Origin of the sequence: Dorea sp. AF24-7LB, from assembly GCF_003478575.1 — a bacterium.
Taxonomy (GTDB): Bacteria; Bacillota; Clostridia; order Lachnospirales; family Lachnospiraceae; genus Dorea_D; species Dorea_D hominis.
In genome coordinates, this window is the sequence record NZ_QUFR01000001.1 from 252,532 (window position 1) to 269,037 (window position 16,506).

The window sequence follows — 16,506 nt, forward strand, 5'->3', positions numbered from 1 at the left end:
TTATATTATAATGAATAAAAAGAGGGGCAGTTTTTGTCAATACCATTTTAAATAGAATGATATTACGATGATTGTCCCTGATTTTATATCACAATAGAGGAAAAGGAGAAAGAGGCTATGATGAAGAGAAAAGGCAAAGTATTGTCACTTGTATTAGCGGCTATCCTTACTGTTTCTTCAGGAAGTGTAGTACAGGCGGCAGATACATCGACAAAAGTACAGAATACACAGGCAGTGAAGGCTGAGGCGCAGAGTCTGGAAGCACAGAGCAGTATTGTAAAGGCAGTGAAGGCTGCAAAAGTGAGTCCGGTAAGCGCACAGAGCGCAACTGTGAAAGCAACGAAAACAACAGTTGTAGATGGAAGTATTCCGGTTATCATGATGAATACAGGAAACGAGAGTGTCAACAAAGTAGGTCAGATTATACTTGCGGCCCGGAATGGAACCGTAGGCAATCACTATCAGTACAGTCAGGCTGTAACATTCAAAACGAAAGGTACATTGGATTTTGCAATGAATTATTCGGCAAAATCAGACGGTGCAAAGCAGAAATCAGCTACTTACGGATTGTTTTATGATTCCGCTTTAACAAAGCCGGTAGATTCTTATCAGTTTTGTGATGAGCTGGGAGAGACAACTTCCCGCATGTTCAAAGTCCCGAAACCGGGAAAATATTATCTTGGAATCTATGTTTATGCAAACACTTATTCAGATGGAGTCTATGATGCTTGGGGATTTGTGGCTGCAGCAGGTTTCTATAACGGTGCAGACCGTACGATTTTGCATAATAAGCAGATTGCGATTGGACAAAAAGAGCCACAGACAAATTATTTTAAATTCAAAGCAACACAGACGGGATATGTCTCTGCATTTGCCAGCAAAGACAGCAAATATTCAGTAAAGGTTGCACTTTGTAACAGCAAGAAAAAAGCTTATTCCGATTATACAGCGGTTGGATACAATCCTTCTTATGGAGTAACAAAAGGAAAGACATATTATTTTAAAGTAGCGTCATCCTATAACAGCAATGGTGGATATTTCTTTAAAGTTAAGAATTACAAAGTTTCTGAAAAGAGTGGCAAGAGCAAGGGAAAAGCTGTAACAATAAAGAAAGGCAAGACTGTAAGCGGAACACTGCAGGCAGGAAGCTCACAGGCAGACTGGTACAAATTCAAACTGACCAGCAAGAAGAGTGTGAAGATTTTATGGAAAGCAAAGACCAATGATACAATGAAGATTACCGTATATCAGGGAGGAAGAACGATCGGAACTCGATCATTGATTTATTCAAATTCTTCTTATACTTTACAGTCATTAGGCAAATGGTCAAAAGGAACTTATTATATTAAAGTATACCGTGGTAATTCCAAATCTTCAGGATGGTATTCTCTGAAATGGAAATAAATTGTAAGTGCGCATCGCATACAGAATCTAAGATTGCAGGCTGTAAATACAGAGATAACAAAACAGAATCATAGAGTAAGCGGACAGCTACCGTGAATATTGCGGCTGTTCGCTTATTTTTTATTGTTGCGTGATAGGAAATTTCATTCCCTTCATATAAATAAAAATCCTTCGGCAGTATGCACATATTTTTTTATGTAGACGGGAAAATGGATCAAACGTGTTGTTGCTGAGATGGGTGGAAAGAATGCGATCATCGTTGATTCTTCAGCAAATATTAAAAAGGCAGCCCAAGGTGTTGCAAGTTCAGCCGTAAATCTACAGCAGCTGTTGTATTGCAGCATCCGTTTGGAGGATTTAATATGTCCGGAACAGATGCGAAGACAAGAACAGCAGATTATCTGACAAACTTCCTGAACCTTAAATCTGTAACAGAAGACTTGACAGATTAAGTGTTTTAGAGCAGCTTTTGAAAAAATGTGGACAAACATAGGAAAAATATCTCAAATACCAGTTGACAAAACAATTTTCCATGATATAATAATTTAGGTATGAATAGGGGTGATAGTATTATGTTATTAGACCTATCCAATGTTTTGTCTGAACAGCACAAATCTGTGGATAAGAATGTTTCGATTTCGATGGATGAATTCAGACTCAGAGGAAAGACTTATCCGGTTCTTTCAAAAGATGAGTTGCATATTCAGGTTGAATATGCAGGTGATCAGAAGCTGAGAGTATCCGGTCTGACAAATCTGACGATTGGAATTCCGTGTGATCGATGTCTTGAAGAGGTCCCGGTTGATTTCAAACTGGATTTTACAAGAGAAGTTGAGACAAAAGAAGCAGAAGTCGCTTCGGATGAAGCGGATCAATTAGACGAAAATAATTATATTGACGGATATCATCTTGACGTAGAAAAATTACTCTATAATGAGATATTGGTAGGATGGCCGATGAAAGTTCTGTGTAGCGAAGACTGTAAAGGAATTTGCAGCGTATGTGGTCAAAACCTAAATGAGGGTACCTGCAGCTGTGAAGATACAGGCCTCGATCCGAGAATGTCAGTTATCCGCGATGTTTTTAAGAATTTTAAGGAGGTGTAACCTATGTCAATTTGTCCAAAGAATAAATCTTCAAAAGCAAGAAGAGACAAAAGAAGAGCGAACTGGAAAATGAGCGCACCAAACCTGGTAAAATGCAGCAAATGCGGCGAATTAATGATGCCTCACAGAGTATGCAAAGCTTGTGGTTCGTACAACAAAAAAGAAATCATTGCTCAGGACTAATTTTGAGAATGAAGTTAAAATCAAGAGCGGCGTTTGTCGCTCTTGATTTTTTTTGACACAATCTTTTTATATCATTATAAAATGATTGATTTTTATAATGATGTCTAGTAGAATTATTCTAGTAGTTCTGGGAGGAATTAAGATGACAGATAGAACAATAGTAGCCCTGGATGCTATGGGCGGGGACAATGCCCCAAAAGAAATGATCAAGGGAGCTGTGCAGGCACTTGAGAAAACAGATGCCGTGCAGGTACTCCTTGTAGGTAAAGAAGATGTGATCCGTGCAGAACTTGCACAGTATACGTATGATAAAGCACGTATCGAGGTTGTAAATGCAACGGAAGTGATCGAGACAGCAGAACCGCCGGTGAATGCGATCCGTCGTAAGAAGGATTCTTCTATTGTGGTCGGTATGAAGCTCGTGAAGGAAGGACAGGCAGATGCCTTTGTTTCTGCCGGAAGTTCCGGGGCTGTACTAGTTGGAGGTCAGGTAATCGTTGGCAGGATCAAAGGCGTGGAGAGACCTCCTCTTGCACCGCTGATCCCGACGGAGAAAGGCGTCAGCCTTCTGGTTGACTGTGGAGCCAATGTAGATGCAAGACCGTCTCATCTTGTACAGTTTGCGAAGATGGGTTCCATTTATATGGAGCATGTTGTCGGCATTAAGAATCCGAAAGTCGGCATCGTGAATATCGGAGCAGAAGAAGAGAAAGGCAATGCGCTTGTAAAAGAGACTTTCCCATTATTAAAAGGAGAGAAGAATATCAATTTTATTGGAAGTGTGGAGGCAAGAGAGATTCCGCATGGACAGGCTGATGTCATTGTCTGTGAAGCATTTGCCGGTAATATTATTCTTAAATTATTCGAAGGTGTCGGAAGTGTGCTTATTTCCGAGATCAAGAAAGGCATGATGGGAAGCTTAAGAAGCAAGATCGGTGCGCTTCTTGTAAAACCGGCACTGAAGAAGACGTTGAAGAGTTTTGACTCGTCCGAGTACGGAGGAGCGCCACTTCTGGGACTCAACGGTCTCGTTGTCAAGACACACGGCAGCTCTACTGCGAAGGAAATCTGCAATACGATTATACAGTGTGTTACATTTAAAGAACAGAAGATCAATGAGAAGATCAAAGAAAGTATTCAGCCGGAGTAATTTCCGTTGGATAGATAGAAGAGCAGAAAGGATGAACAGATATGGAATTTGAAAAATTGAAAGCAATTATCGCAGATGTATTAAATCTTGATGAGAATGATATTCACATGGATTCTACATTTGTAGATGATCTCGGAGCAGATTCACTGGATATTTTCCAGATTATTATGGGAATCGAAGAAACTTTTGATATCGAGATTGATAATGAAGATGCGGAGAAGATTGTTACAGTCGGAGATGCTGTAGAACAGATAAAAAACGCAACAAATGACTAGGCATGAACAAGACGAGAAAGCCCACAGCGGGCTTTTTCGTTTTATGAGGTAGATAATTTATGGATAATATGTTAAAAGAGTTACAGGATCGGATTGGTTATCATTTTCATGATGATAAACTTCTGAAAAAAGCGATGGTACACAGTTCCTATGCAAATGAGAAGCATCTTCCAAAATACGAGTGCAATGAACGTCTGGAATTTTTAGGAGATGCGGTGCTGGAGCTTATTTCCAGTGAATTTTTATTTTCCCTGCACAAGACGATGCCGGAAGGGCAGCTTACAAAGACGCGCGCAAGTATGGTGTGCGAACCTGCGCTTGCTTTCTGTGCAAGAGATATTGAGCTGGGTAAATATCTGCTGCTCGGAAAAGGTGAGGATGCAACCGGCGGAAGAAAGAGAGAATCTGTCACATCAGATGCGATGGAGGCACTGATCGGTGCAATTTATTTGGACGGTGGTTTTGCTAATGCAAAAGAGTTTATTGAGAGATTTATTTTAAAAGATCTGGAAAATAAGAAGCTCTTTTATGATAGCAAGACTATCCTGCAGGAGATTGTACAGTCAAACTTTAAGGAACCTGTGTCCTATGAGCTGCTTGGAGAAAAAGGACCGGATCATAATAAAGTGTTTGAAGTGGCTGTCCGGATCGGTGACGACAGATATGGAGTCGGCTCCGGGCGCACAAAGAAAGCAGCGGAGCAGGAGGCTGCTTATCAGAGTATACTGGCACTTCGGAAAAAGAACTTTGAGTAGGTGAGGTATGTATTTAAAAAGTATTGAAGTGCATGGATTTAAATCCTTTGCGCACAAATTAAAGTTTGACTTTCATAACGGAATTACCGGAATTGTCGGACCGAACGGAAGCGGTAAGAGTAATGTTGCAGATGCTGTCCGGTGGGTACTTGGTGAACAACGAATCAAGCAACTGCGTGGAGGCACGATGCAGGATGTTATTTTCTCCGGGACAGAGAACCGTAAGCCTTTAAGTTATGCATCGGTTGCGATTACGTTGGATAATTCTGATCATCAGCTTCCGATTGATTATGAGGAAGTGACGGTAACAAGAAAGTTATACCGTTCCGGCGAAAGTGAATATCTGATCAACGGCAGTACATGCAGGCTGAAAGATGTCAATGAACTCTTTTATGATACCGGAATAGGTAAAGAAGGGTATTCGATCATCGGACAGGGTCAGATTGATAAGATCTTAAGCGGAAAGCCGGAGGAGCGAAGAGAGCTTTTTGATGAAGCGGCAGGTATCGTTAAGTTTAAGAGACGGAAGAATACTTCTGTTAAGAAGTTAGAAGAAGAGCGTCAGAACCTTCTGCGAGTCAATGATATTCTTGCTGAGTTGGAGAAACAGATCGGTCCACTGGAACGACAATCGGAAAAGGCAAGAGAATATTTGAAGAAGAAAGAAGCGCTCAAGACATACGATATTAATATGTTTCTTCTGGAGACAGAGAGACTTAAGGATCTTTCCGGTCAGGTGGAAGACAAGCTTAAGCTTACTAAAGAAGAGCTGGAGCAAGCTTCTGCAGATTATGATGGAATGAAGCAGGAATATGAAGCTGTAGAAGAGCAGATGGAGACGATTGACGAATCCATTGAACACTCCAAGAATCAGTTGAATGAGACTTCCATGCTTAAGCAGCAGCTGGAGAACCAGATCGCACTTTTGAAAGAACAGATCCACAGTGCACGTATGAACGATGAGCATTATGCCCAGCGTGCACAGAGCATTGAGATGGAACTGAGTGAACGTGAAAGCCAGCTTGCTGAACTTAAGAAAGAACAGACGGTAATTCTTGCGGAACATAAGGAAAGCCGGGATAAGGAAGATAAGGCGAAACTGACACTTGTTGAAGTACAGAGTAAGATTGCAGAACTGACAGATGCGATTGACCGCGGTAACAGCAATATCATGGATGTGCTGAATAACCGTGCATCTACGAAAGCAAAGATCCAGAAATATGACACGATGCGGGAGCAGATCCAGGTGCGTCGTTCAGAGCTTACAAAACGGATTTTAGAGGAACAGACATCCGGAAACAAACAGCAGAAAGAGAAAGAAAAATATGCTGCGGAATTAGAAGATATTTCCGCACAGATCATTGAACTTAATGAGAAGCAGAATACATATGAAGAACAGATTAAAAGTATTCAGGCAGAGATGAACCGGCTGTCGGAACAGTTCCGTATCAGCCAGACTTCTTATCACCGGGAGCAGTCCAGACTGGAGTCTCTGAAAAATATTACAGAGCGTTATGATGGATATGGAAACAGCATTCGGCGTGTCATGGACAACAAGAACCAGGAACCGGGACTTCTCGGTGTTGTTGCAGATCTCATCAAAGTAGAAAAGCAGTATGAGATTGCGATTGAGACTGCACTTGGCGGAAGTATCCAGAATATTGTTACCCGTGATGAAGATACTGCTAAGCGGATGATTCAGTTCCTTAAGAAGAATAAGTTTGGACGTGCAACATTTCTTCCGCTTACAAGTATTCGTCCGGGAAATGGAATCGGCAGACCGGAAGCGCTGAAAGAGCCGGGAGTGATCGGACCTGCGAATACACTTGTTACAGTCGATCCGAAATACAACGGTCTTGCATCGAATCTTCTGGGACGTACGCTTGTTGTTGACCACATTGATCATGGAATCCAGATTGCGGGAAAATACAAACAGTCAATCCGCATTGTTACGTTAGAAGGAGAACTAATCAATCCAGGTGGTTCTATGACTGGTGGTGCATTTAAGAATACGAGTAATCTGTTAAGCCGCAGGAGAGAGATCGAAGAATTGGAAAAAGCGGTACAGAAGTTAAAAGCACAGATGAATGATCTGGAGCAGTCTCTGAGTGAAAAGAGAACGAAGCGTACCGGATATTATGAGAAGATAGAGCTGTTAAAAGAAGAATTGCAGAAGGCATATGTCGTTCAGAATACAGCGAAGATGAACCTTGATCAGGCGGAGGCGAAGATCCATACGTCAGAGAACATGATTTCAGATATTAACAGAGAATCAGAAGAGCTGGAACATGAGATGTCAAATATTTCTGATAATCAGGAATCTATACAGGTAGAGCTGGATACATCAGAGAAGATGGAGCAGGAGTTAAATGCCAGAATTGAAGCGGATCAGGCTGTATTAGATCAGATCCGAGAGGAAGAAACTTTATGTCAGAAAGAGGTGGAGACTCTGCATCTTGCTAATGCAAGTCAGGAGCAGAAGATAACATTTATTACAGAAAATGTTACACGTATCCAGGAAGAAATTGATAAATTCACACAGGAAATGGAAGAACTTACAGCAAGCCAGGGCGGTAATTCCAAAGAAATCGAAGATAAGGAATTACAGATCCGTGAGCTGAAAGAGACGATTGCAAATTCCGGAGATTTATTTACAGAGATCCGGCAGGAGATTGAGAAATCAAGGAAAGAGCGTGAAGAACTGAACCAGAGACACAAAAGTTTCTTAGAGAAACGGGAAGAACTTTCGAGACATATGTCTAATCTGGATAAGGAAGTATTCCGTCTGGAAAGCCAGAAAGAAGGCTACGAGGAATCCACAGAAAAACAGATTAATTATATGTGGGATGAATATGAGATCACATATGGTCATGCACAGGAATTAAGGGATGCGAACCTTACAGATCTCTCCAGAATGAAAAAGTGTATCCAGGAGTTAAAAGGCGAAATCCGGCAGTTAGGTTCCGTAAACGTAAACGCAATCGAAGATTACAAGAATGTTTCCGAGCGCTATACGTTCTTAAAGAACCAGCACGATGACCTTGTGGAAGCGGAAGCGACACTGGAACAGATCATTGCGGAGCTGGATACAGCGATGCGTAAGCAGTTCAGGGAGCAGTTTGAACGGATCTGCAAGGAATTTGACACCGTATTCAAAGAACTGTTCGGTGGTGGTAAAGGAACGCTTGAGCTTATGGAAGATGAAGATATTTTGGAAGCAGGAATCCGCATTATCGCACAGCCACCGGGAAAGAAACTGCAAAATATGATGCAGTTATCCGGAGGGGAGAAAGCATTGACGGCGATTTCCCTGTTGTTTGCAATACAGAATCTCAAGCCTTCACCGTTCTGTCTCTTAGATGAGATCGAGGCGGCGCTGGACGATAATAACGTAGACCGTTTTGCAAAATATTTACACAAGCTGACAGAGAATACACAGTTTATTGTAATTACACATCGTAGAGGAACGATGATCGCTGCGGATAGATTATATGGAATCACAATGCAGGAAAAAGGTGTTTCAACCCTTGTTTCGGTAGATTTACTGGAAAATGAATTAAAATAATAGTATGATAAGAGGAGGCTGTTATGGCAGAGGAGAAAAAGGGCGGCTTTTTCAGCCGGCTCGTTTCAGGGCTTACGAAAACAAGAGATAATATTGTATCCGGAATGGACAGCATTTTTCACGGATTTACACATATTGATGATGATTTTTATGAAGAACTGGAAGAAGTTATGATCATGGGAGATCTGGGCGTTCAGGCAACCTATGATATTCTGGATGACCTAAAAGAAAAGGTAAAAGAGCGTCACATCAAGGAACCGGCAGACTGCAGAGAAATTCTTATTGAGAGTATCAAAGAACAGATGGATGTTGGTGAGACTGCTTATGAATTTGAAGACAAGACTTCTGTTGTAATGATGATCGGTGTCAATGGTGTCGGAAAGACAACGACAATCGGCAAGCTCGCAGGAAAACTGCGTGCCCAGAATAAGAAAGTCGTACTGGCTGCTGCGGACACATTTCGTGCTGCTGCCGGTGAACAGTTAAAAGAATGGGCAAACAGATCGCAGGCAGAGCTGATCGGCGGTCAGGAAGGTTCCGATCCGGCATCCGTTGTATTTGATGCAGTTGCAGCCGCAAAGGCAAGACATGCAGACGTACTTTTATGCGACACGGCAGGAAGACTGCACAACAAGAAGAACCTGATGGAAGAGCTCAGAAAGATGAATCGTATCATTGACCGGGAATTTCCGGAAGCATACAGAGAGACGCTGGTCGTGCTGGATGCGACAACGGGACAGAATGCACTGCAGCAGGCAAAGGATTTTAATGATGTTGCGGATATTACCGGAATCGTACTGACGAAGATGGATGGAACAGCCAAGGGTGGTATTGCAGTTGCAATCCAGGCAGAACTTGGTATACCGGTGAAGTACATCGGTGTCGGAGAAACAATAGATGATTTGCAGAAATTTGATGCGGATGCATTTGTAAATGCGTTATTTGCGAAGGAAGACGAGAATTAGGAGGGCAACAAAGATGGAAAGTTTAACACTGGAAAGTTTTGAACAGGCGAGTGAGATCGTGAAAAAAGTCACACTGCCTACCAAGCTGGTTTACAGCGAGTATTTAAGCAAAGAGACAGGTGGTAAGATTTATCTGAAACCGGAAAATATGCAGTATACAGGCGCTTACAAAGTACGTGGATCTTATTATAAGATCAGCAGAATGTCAGAAGAAGAGAGAGAACGTGGACTCATCACTGCTTCTGCCGGAAACCATGCACAGGGTGTTGCCTATGCAGCACAGCAGTTTGGCTGTAAAGCAACAATCGTTATGCCGACAGTTACACCACTTATCAAAGTCAACCGTACAAAGAGCTATGGAGCGGAAGTTATCCTTCATGGTGATGTTTATGACGATGCATGTGCGTATGCGCTGAAGCTTGCCGAAGAGAAAGGATACACATTTGTACATCCGTTTGATGATCTGGAAGTTGCAACCGGACAGGGAAGTATCGCAATGGAGATTGTACAGGAACTTCCTACAGTTGATTATATTCTTGCTCCGATCGGTGGTGGCGGACTGATCACAGGTGTATCAACACTTGCGAAGATGCTGAACCCAAAGATCAAAGTCATCGGTGTAGAGCCGAAAGCAGCAGCAAGTATGACTGCAGCATTTAATGCGGGTGAGCCGGTTACACTGGACAGCGCAGATACGATTGCTGATGGTACAGCTGTAAAACGTGTCGGAGAAAATATTTTCCCATATGCGAAAGAGAATATCGATGAGATTCTGCTCGTAGAGGACGATGAGTTGATCGGCGCTTTCCTTGATATGGTAGAGAACCATAAGATGGTTGTCGAAAATTCCGGACTTCTGACAGTTGCAGCGCTGAAACAGATGAACTTAAAAGGTAAGAAAGCAGTTGCAATCTTAAGCGGTGGTAATATGGACGTTATTACGATGTCATCTATTGTACAGCATGGTCTGATCCAGAGAGACCGTATCTTCTCTGTATCTGTACTCCTTCCGGATAAAGCCGGTGAGCTAGTGCGTGTTGCGAAGACGATTGCGGATGCCAAAGGTAACGTTATCAAACTGGAACACAACCAGTTTGTAAGCACGAACCGTAATGCGGCTGTGGAGCTTCGTATCACAATGGAAGCATTTGGAACAGAGCATAAGAATGAGATTCTCCAGGCACTGGAAGATGAAGGACTTCGCCCGAGAGAGATCAGTGCAAAACTGTACTAATGAAAAGAAATGCTGAAAGTATGATATAGCAAAACATGACTTTCTGCCAGGTCATCTGGTGGAAGTAATAATTGAATACAGAGATGCTACAGACATAAAAGCAGTATGGGTATAATAGGAGAGAACCTAAGATATTCATATTGCTTTTCTATTTTCCTCATAAAAATTTTAATTTCTTCTTGACATACAATGTATGATTGTATACAATCATACATAAAGATTGAAAAAGAATAGTATTTGTTACGGAAAGAGAGATGACAGCAATGGAAGATAGAAAAGTATACCTTGATAAACACAGCAATCTGTTGCAGCTGGAAGAGCATATGTATCCGCTCGTAGATGTCGATAAACCGAATGTGTTCCGGAATCTGTTCCACTATGATGAGATCCCGAAGATTGCATTCAATGACCGTATTGTACCGCACAGTATGCCGGATGAGATCTGGATCACAGATACAACCTTCCGCGATGGACAGCAGTCCAGAACTCCGTACACGACAGATCAGATCGTAACGCTTTATGATTATTTTCACAGATTGGGCGGACCGAATGGAAAGATCAGACAGTGTGAATTTTTCCTCTACAGTAAAAAAGACAGAGATGCCGTTTATAAATGTATGGAGCGAGGATATAAGTTTCCGGAGATCACAAGTTGGATCCGTGCAAGCAAGAAAGACTTTGAACTTGTGAAAGAGATCGGTATGAAAGAGACCGGTATTCTTGTAAGCTGTTCTGATTATCATATTTTTTATAAACTGAAAATGACAAGAAGAGAGGCAATGAACCATTATCTTTCTGTCGTTCGTGAATGTCTGGAGACAGGAATTTCACCTAGATGTCATCTGGAAGATATTACACGATCTGATATTTACGGATTCGTGATTCCGTTCTGTCTGGAACTTATGCATCTGATGGAAGAATATAAGATTCCGGTGAAGATCCGAGTCTGTGATACGATGGGATATGGTATCAACTATCCGGGTGCCGTGATCCCAAGATCCATTCCGGGTATTATCTATGGCCTTCGTGTACATGCCGGAGTTCCGAGCGAACTGATCGAGTTCCATGGACATAACGATTTCTACAAAGCAGTCAGCAATTCTACAACCGCATGGCTGTACGGTGCAAGCAGTGTAAACTGTTCGCTGTTTGGAATCGGTGAACGTACCGGTAATACACCGTTGGAAGCTATGGTATTTGAATATGCACAGCTTCGCGGAACACTGGATGGCATGGACACAAGAGTGATCACAGAGATTGCAGAGTATTACGAGAAAGAGATCGGCTACAGAGTCCCGTCGAGGACACCGTTTGTCGGAAAGAATTTCAATGTTACCCGTGCAGGAATCCATGCGGATGGTCTGCTGAAAAATGAAGAGATTTATAATATTTTCGATACAGATAAATTCCTGAATCGCCCGCCACTTGTTGCAATTTCAAATACATCTGGTCTTGCGGGAATCGCACACTGGATCAATACTTACTTCGGACTGAAAGAAGAGAAGCAGGTTGACAAGAACAGCAAGCTTGTTGACAAAGTAAAAGAGTGGGTAGATAAGGAATATGAAAGCGGTCGTGTCACCGTCCTGACAGATGAAGAACTGTTAGGTGTTATTGATGAGGCGTGCAAAGAGCTTGGCATCCGTCTCAGATAACAACGAACAAATTGAGAGAGGTATAAAAATGATGGAATATCAGGATCAGTCTCTGAGAGGAAGAGTTTTTCAGAGACTGCGTGAAGATATATTAAATGGTAAATACAAAGAAAATGATGAGCTTAGGGAGATTTCCATCGGGGATGAACTGGGAGTTAGCCGTACACCGGTAAGGGAAGCTCTCCGTCAGCTTGAACTGGAAGGACTGGTACGGATCGTACCGAATAAAGGCGCTTATGTGACCGGAATTACAAGAAAAGATGTAGCAGACATCTTTAAGATCCGCTCGATGTTAGAAGGTCTGTGCGCCAGATGGGCAACTGAGCATATTACGGATGAACAGATTGAAGAGCTGGAAGAGATGCTTCTTCTGTCAGAATTTCGTCTGAAAAAAGAGCAGAGTTCTATCGCAGAACAAGTATCCGAACTTGACGGAAGATTTCACAGAGTTCTTTACGAAGCATCGGACAGCCGTATATTAGAGCATGTCCTGACAGATTTTCATAAGTATGTGAAGCTGGCAAGAAAGACTTCTGTTGGCGAAGAACACCGGGCCGAAAAATCCATTCAGGAACACCGGGCGATTCTGGAAGCAATCAAACAGAAAGACGCAGACAAGGCAGAAGAACTTGCGAATCAGCATATCAAAAATGTAATGCAGAACCTGCATCTGGAAGAATAATAATCAGATAGAATATAGAAAATAACGTAGAAAGGGAGAAGAACATGGCTAAGATTAAAATGACAGTACCAATTGTGGAAATGGACGGAGACGAGATGACAAGAATCCTTTGGAAGATGATTAAGGAAAATCTTTTGGAACCTTTCATAGAGTTAAATACTGAATATTATGATCTCGGACTGGAACACAGAAACGAGACAGATGATCAGGTGACGATTGATTCGGCAAATGCGACGAAAAAATACAAAGTCGCTGTAAAATGTGCAACAATTACACCGAATGCCGCCCGCGTAAAAGAATATAACTTAAAAGAAATGTGGAAGAGCCCGAATGGAACAATCCGTGCTATCTTAGATGGAACGGTATTCCGTGCACCGATCGTTGTAAAGGGCATTGAACCTTGTGTAAAAAACTGGAAGAAGCCGATCACCATCGCAAGACATGCATATGGAGATGTGTATAAAGGTTCTGAGATGAAGATTCCGGGAGCAGGAAAGGTAGAGCTTGTTTATACTGCAGAAGATGGCAGTGAGACAAGAGAACTCGTACATAATTTTGACAGTGCCGGAGTTGTACAAGGAATGCATAATATCAATCATTCGATTGAGAGCTTTGCAAGAAGCTGTTTCAATTATGCACTGGATACAAAACAGGATCTCTGGTTTGCTACGAAAGATACAATTTCCAAAAAATATGACCATACATTCAAAGATATTTTCCAGGATATCTACGATGCAGATTATAAAGACAAATTTGAAGAAGCAGGAATCACTTATTTCTACACACTGATCGACGATGCGGTTGCCCGTGTTATGAAATCCGAGGGTGGTTATATCTGGGCATGCAAGAATTATGACGGAGATGTTATGAGTGACATGGTATCATCTGCATTTGGTTCACTTGCAATGATGACATCTGTGCTTGTGTCTCCGGAAGGATATTATGAGTACGAGGCAGCACACGGAACCGTACAGCGCCACTATTACAAACATCTGAAAGGTGAAGAGACATCCACAAACTCTGTGGCAACAATTTTTGCATGGACAGGAGCACTACGTAAACGTGGTGAGATGGATGGAAACAAAGAGCTGATGGCATTTGCAGACAAGCTGGAAAAAGCAACGATTGATACAATTGAAAGCGGCAAAATGACAAAAGACCTGGCACTTATTACAACACTTGAGAATCCGACTGTGCTGAACAGCGAAGACTTTATTAAAGCAATTGCAGAAAAATTAAAAGAGGACTAAACTTTACATAGATTTTACGGAAAACAGATATACTTCAAACAGAACTATGGTATTTTTGTAAAAGGCAAAAAAGTAAAAGGAGTACTGTTATGAAGAATATATATTGTAATCGGGAATTATCGTGGTTAAAGTTTAATGAACGTGTATTAGAAGAGGCAGAGAGTAAAGACGTTCCATTATGTGAACGTCTTACCTTTGCCTCTATTTTTCAGACAAATCTGGATGAATTTTTTATGGTCAGAGTCGGATCGCTGCAGGATCAGATGTTATTGCACAAAGAAATCCGTGACAACAAAACAAAGAAGACAGCCAAAGAACAGATCGAGGCAATTCTGGAAGAAGTAAAGCGGCTTGGCAAAAGACACGGGAAAGCTTTCGAAAATCTTTTGCAGGAACTGGAAGCGTATGGCGTACGTTTTGTAGATTTCCGGCATATCGACGAGGGAGCCAGTCAGAGACTGGAACGATATTTTAAGACAGAGATTGCCCCTCTCATTTCGCCTACGATCATCAGCAAGAGACAGCCGTTCCCATTTCTTAGGAACAAAGATATATATATTGTTGCAGTACTGGAAACGAAGAGTAAAAAAGAGCGTCTCGGTATCATTCCGTGCTCAAACAATGTGTTTAAACGTCTGATCGAACTGCCGGATCATCCGGGCACTTTTATGCTGTCAGAAGAATTTATCCTGCATTATGTGCCGGAAGTATTTAAAGGATACCGTATCAAGGCAAAATCTGTGATCCGTATTACAAGAAATGCGGATATCGATGCGGATGCATTGTATGATGAAGATCTGGATTATCGTGATTTTATGGCAGATCTTATCAAAAAGCGTAAAAAACTGACTCCGGTTCGCATAGAATTTTCAAGAGAAATGAATAAAAATGTTGTTGCAACATTGTGTAAATATCTGGAAATGGACAAGACGCATGTGTTTTTGTCGGATGCACCGCTGGATCTCTCATTTGTATTTGAAATCCAGGACCGTCTGAGAAAAAATCCGGAACTGTTTTATGAGAAAAAGGTGCCGCAGAAATCACCGATGTTTCAGGATGGTGAGAGTATTCTTACGCAGATACGCAGGGAAGATAAGTTACTTTCCTATCCATATGAGTCTATCCGCCCATTTCTTCATATGTTAAATGAGGCGGCAGAAGATCCGGATGTTATTTCAATAAAAATGACTCTGTACCGCCTTGCAAAGCAGAGCAAAGTCGTGGAAGCACTGGTAGAGGCGGCAGAGAATGGAAAAGAGGTTATTGTTCTTGTAGAGCTGCGTGCAAGATTTGATGAAGAAAATAATATTGAATGGTCCAGAAGACTGGAAGATGCCGGATGTCAGGTAATCTATGGGCTGGATGGATATAAAGTGCATTCCAAGCTGTGTTTGATTACAAGAAAAAATGATAATCATGTGGAATATTTTACACAGATCGGAACGGGAAATTATAATGAGAAAACATCCAGACTGTATACAGATTTATCCCTGATGACATCAGATCCTGCAATTGGTCTGGAAGCATCCAATGTATTCCAGGCACTTCTGAAAGGTGAAGTTGTTGAACAGTCAGAGAAACTTCTTGTTGCACCAAAATGCCTGCAGAACCGTGTGCTGGAAATGATTGATGAGGAAATTGAACACGCCAGACATGAAGAACCGGCATATGTCGGTGTGAAATTAAATTCGCTGACAGATAAGAAAATCATTGATAAACTGGCGGAAGCGTCAAAAGCAGGTGTAAAAATTGATCTTGTAATACGTGGAATCTGTTGTCTGCTGCCGGGAATTCCGGAAAAGACAGAAAATATCCGTGTGATCAGTATCGTAGGACGTTTTCTGGAACATTCCCGTATTTATATTTTCGGAACAGAAGAGCGCAGTAAAGTTTATATCGCATCGGCGGATTTTATGACAAGAAATACGGTACGCCGCGTGGAGGTAGCTGCGCCGGTGGAGGATGTAAGGTTGAAGGAATGTCTGCTTAAAGATTTCCGGATTATGTTAAATGACAATGTCCAGGCGCGGAAAATGAACCCGGATGGAAATTATACAAGAATAAGGAATGACAAAGAGCCACTTTCTGCCCAGGAATATTTTTATGAGGAGGCTTATAAAAAAGCCGGAAAAAAAGAGCAGCCACAGGTGAAAACGGAAACGGCAGAATCATAATGAGATGGACAATCGAATAAAGATGAAGTGATGATTCGGTATGATTATATAATTGGAATTGCACCGTTAAGTAAAAAAGGCTTTAACTTCTCGCAGTCAAAGCCTTTT

At 41.8% G+C, this 16,506-nt stretch carries 13 protein-coding genes; all 13 read left to right on the top strand.

Features of this window, described 5'->3' with window-relative positions; all coding sequences use genetic code 11:
• Nucleotides 1-117 precede the first annotated feature (117 nt).
• The 13 genes from DWY31_RS01245 (at nucleotide 118) to ppk1 (ending at nucleotide 16,398) form a co-directional block, all read left to right on the top strand.
• A complete protein-coding gene (locus DWY31_RS01245) occupies nucleotides 118-1,404 on the top strand; it encodes a hypothetical protein (protein ID WP_117537223.1) in 1,287 nt (428 codons plus the stop codon).
• A 572-nt stretch (nucleotides 1,405-1,976) separates the two neighbouring features.
• Nucleotides 1,977-2,510: a YceD family protein gene (locus DWY31_RS01255; RefSeq protein ID WP_021861110.1), complete on the top strand. Its 534-nt coding sequence runs from the start codon at nucleotides 1,977-1,979 to the stop codon at nucleotides 2,508-2,510.
• Nucleotides 2,511-2,513: 3 nt separating this feature from the next.
• On the top strand, nucleotides 2,514-2,693 hold the full coding sequence (gene rpmF, locus DWY31_RS01260) for a 50S ribosomal protein L32 (RefSeq protein WP_005332600.1): 180 nt from the start codon (nucleotides 2,514-2,516) through the stop codon (nucleotides 2,691-2,693).
• A gap of 142 nt (nucleotides 2,694-2,835) precedes the next feature.
• Entirely contained in the window at nucleotides 2,836-3,843 is a 1,008-nt protein-coding gene (gene plsX / locus DWY31_RS01265) for a phosphate acyltransferase PlsX (RefSeq protein WP_118519330.1), read from the top strand.
• 41 nt (nucleotides 3,844-3,884) lie between these two features.
• A complete protein-coding gene (acpP, locus tag DWY31_RS01270) occupies nucleotides 3,885-4,118 on the top strand; it encodes an acyl carrier protein (RefSeq protein ID WP_021861108.1) in 234 nt (77 codons plus the stop codon).
• Nucleotides 4,119-4,177: 59 nt separating this feature from the next.
• Nucleotides 4,178-4,873, top strand: a complete 696-nt coding sequence (gene rnc, locus DWY31_RS01275) for a ribonuclease III (protein ID WP_118519331.1) — start codon at nucleotides 4,178-4,180, stop codon at nucleotides 4,871-4,873.
• Between the two features lie 7 nt (nucleotides 4,874-4,880).
• Nucleotides 4,881-8,438, top strand: a complete 3,558-nt coding sequence (gene smc, locus DWY31_RS01280) for a chromosome segregation protein SMC (protein ID WP_118519332.1) — start codon at nucleotides 4,881-4,883, stop codon at nucleotides 8,436-8,438.
• A 23-nt stretch (nucleotides 8,439-8,461) separates the two neighbouring features.
• Complete coding sequence (gene ftsY / locus DWY31_RS01285) at nucleotides 8,462-9,403, top strand: signal recognition particle-docking protein FtsY (RefSeq protein WP_021861105.1); 942 nt, start codon at nucleotides 8,462-8,464, stop codon at nucleotides 9,401-9,403.
• Between the two features lie 13 nt (nucleotides 9,404-9,416).
• Entirely contained in the window at nucleotides 9,417-10,637 is a 1,221-nt protein-coding gene (gene ilvA / locus DWY31_RS01290; RefSeq protein WP_021861104.1) for a threonine ammonia-lyase, read from the top strand.
• 263 nt (nucleotides 10,638-10,900) lie between these two features.
• The gene (locus tag DWY31_RS01295; RefSeq protein WP_117537219.1) at nucleotides 10,901-12,292 is read left to right on the top strand and encodes a 2-isopropylmalate synthase; all 1,392 of its coding nucleotides are present in this window, start codon (nucleotides 10,901-10,903) and stop codon (nucleotides 12,290-12,292) included.
• A 28-nt stretch (nucleotides 12,293-12,320) separates the two neighbouring features.
• Nucleotides 12,321-12,974: a GntR family transcriptional regulator gene (locus DWY31_RS01300; protein WP_117537218.1), complete on the top strand. Its 654-nt coding sequence runs from the start codon at nucleotides 12,321-12,323 to the stop codon at nucleotides 12,972-12,974.
• 44 nt (nucleotides 12,975-13,018) lie between these two features.
• A complete protein-coding gene (locus DWY31_RS01305; protein ID WP_117537217.1) occupies nucleotides 13,019-14,224 on the top strand; it encodes an NADP-dependent isocitrate dehydrogenase in 1,206 nt (401 codons plus the stop codon).
• A gap of 89 nt (nucleotides 14,225-14,313) precedes the next feature.
• Nucleotides 14,314-16,398, top strand: coding sequence for a polyphosphate kinase 1 (gene ppk1 / locus DWY31_RS01310; protein WP_118519333.1), 2,085 nt, complete (start codon nucleotides 14,314-14,316; stop codon nucleotides 16,396-16,398).
• Nucleotides 16,399-16,506 lie beyond the last annotated feature (108 nt).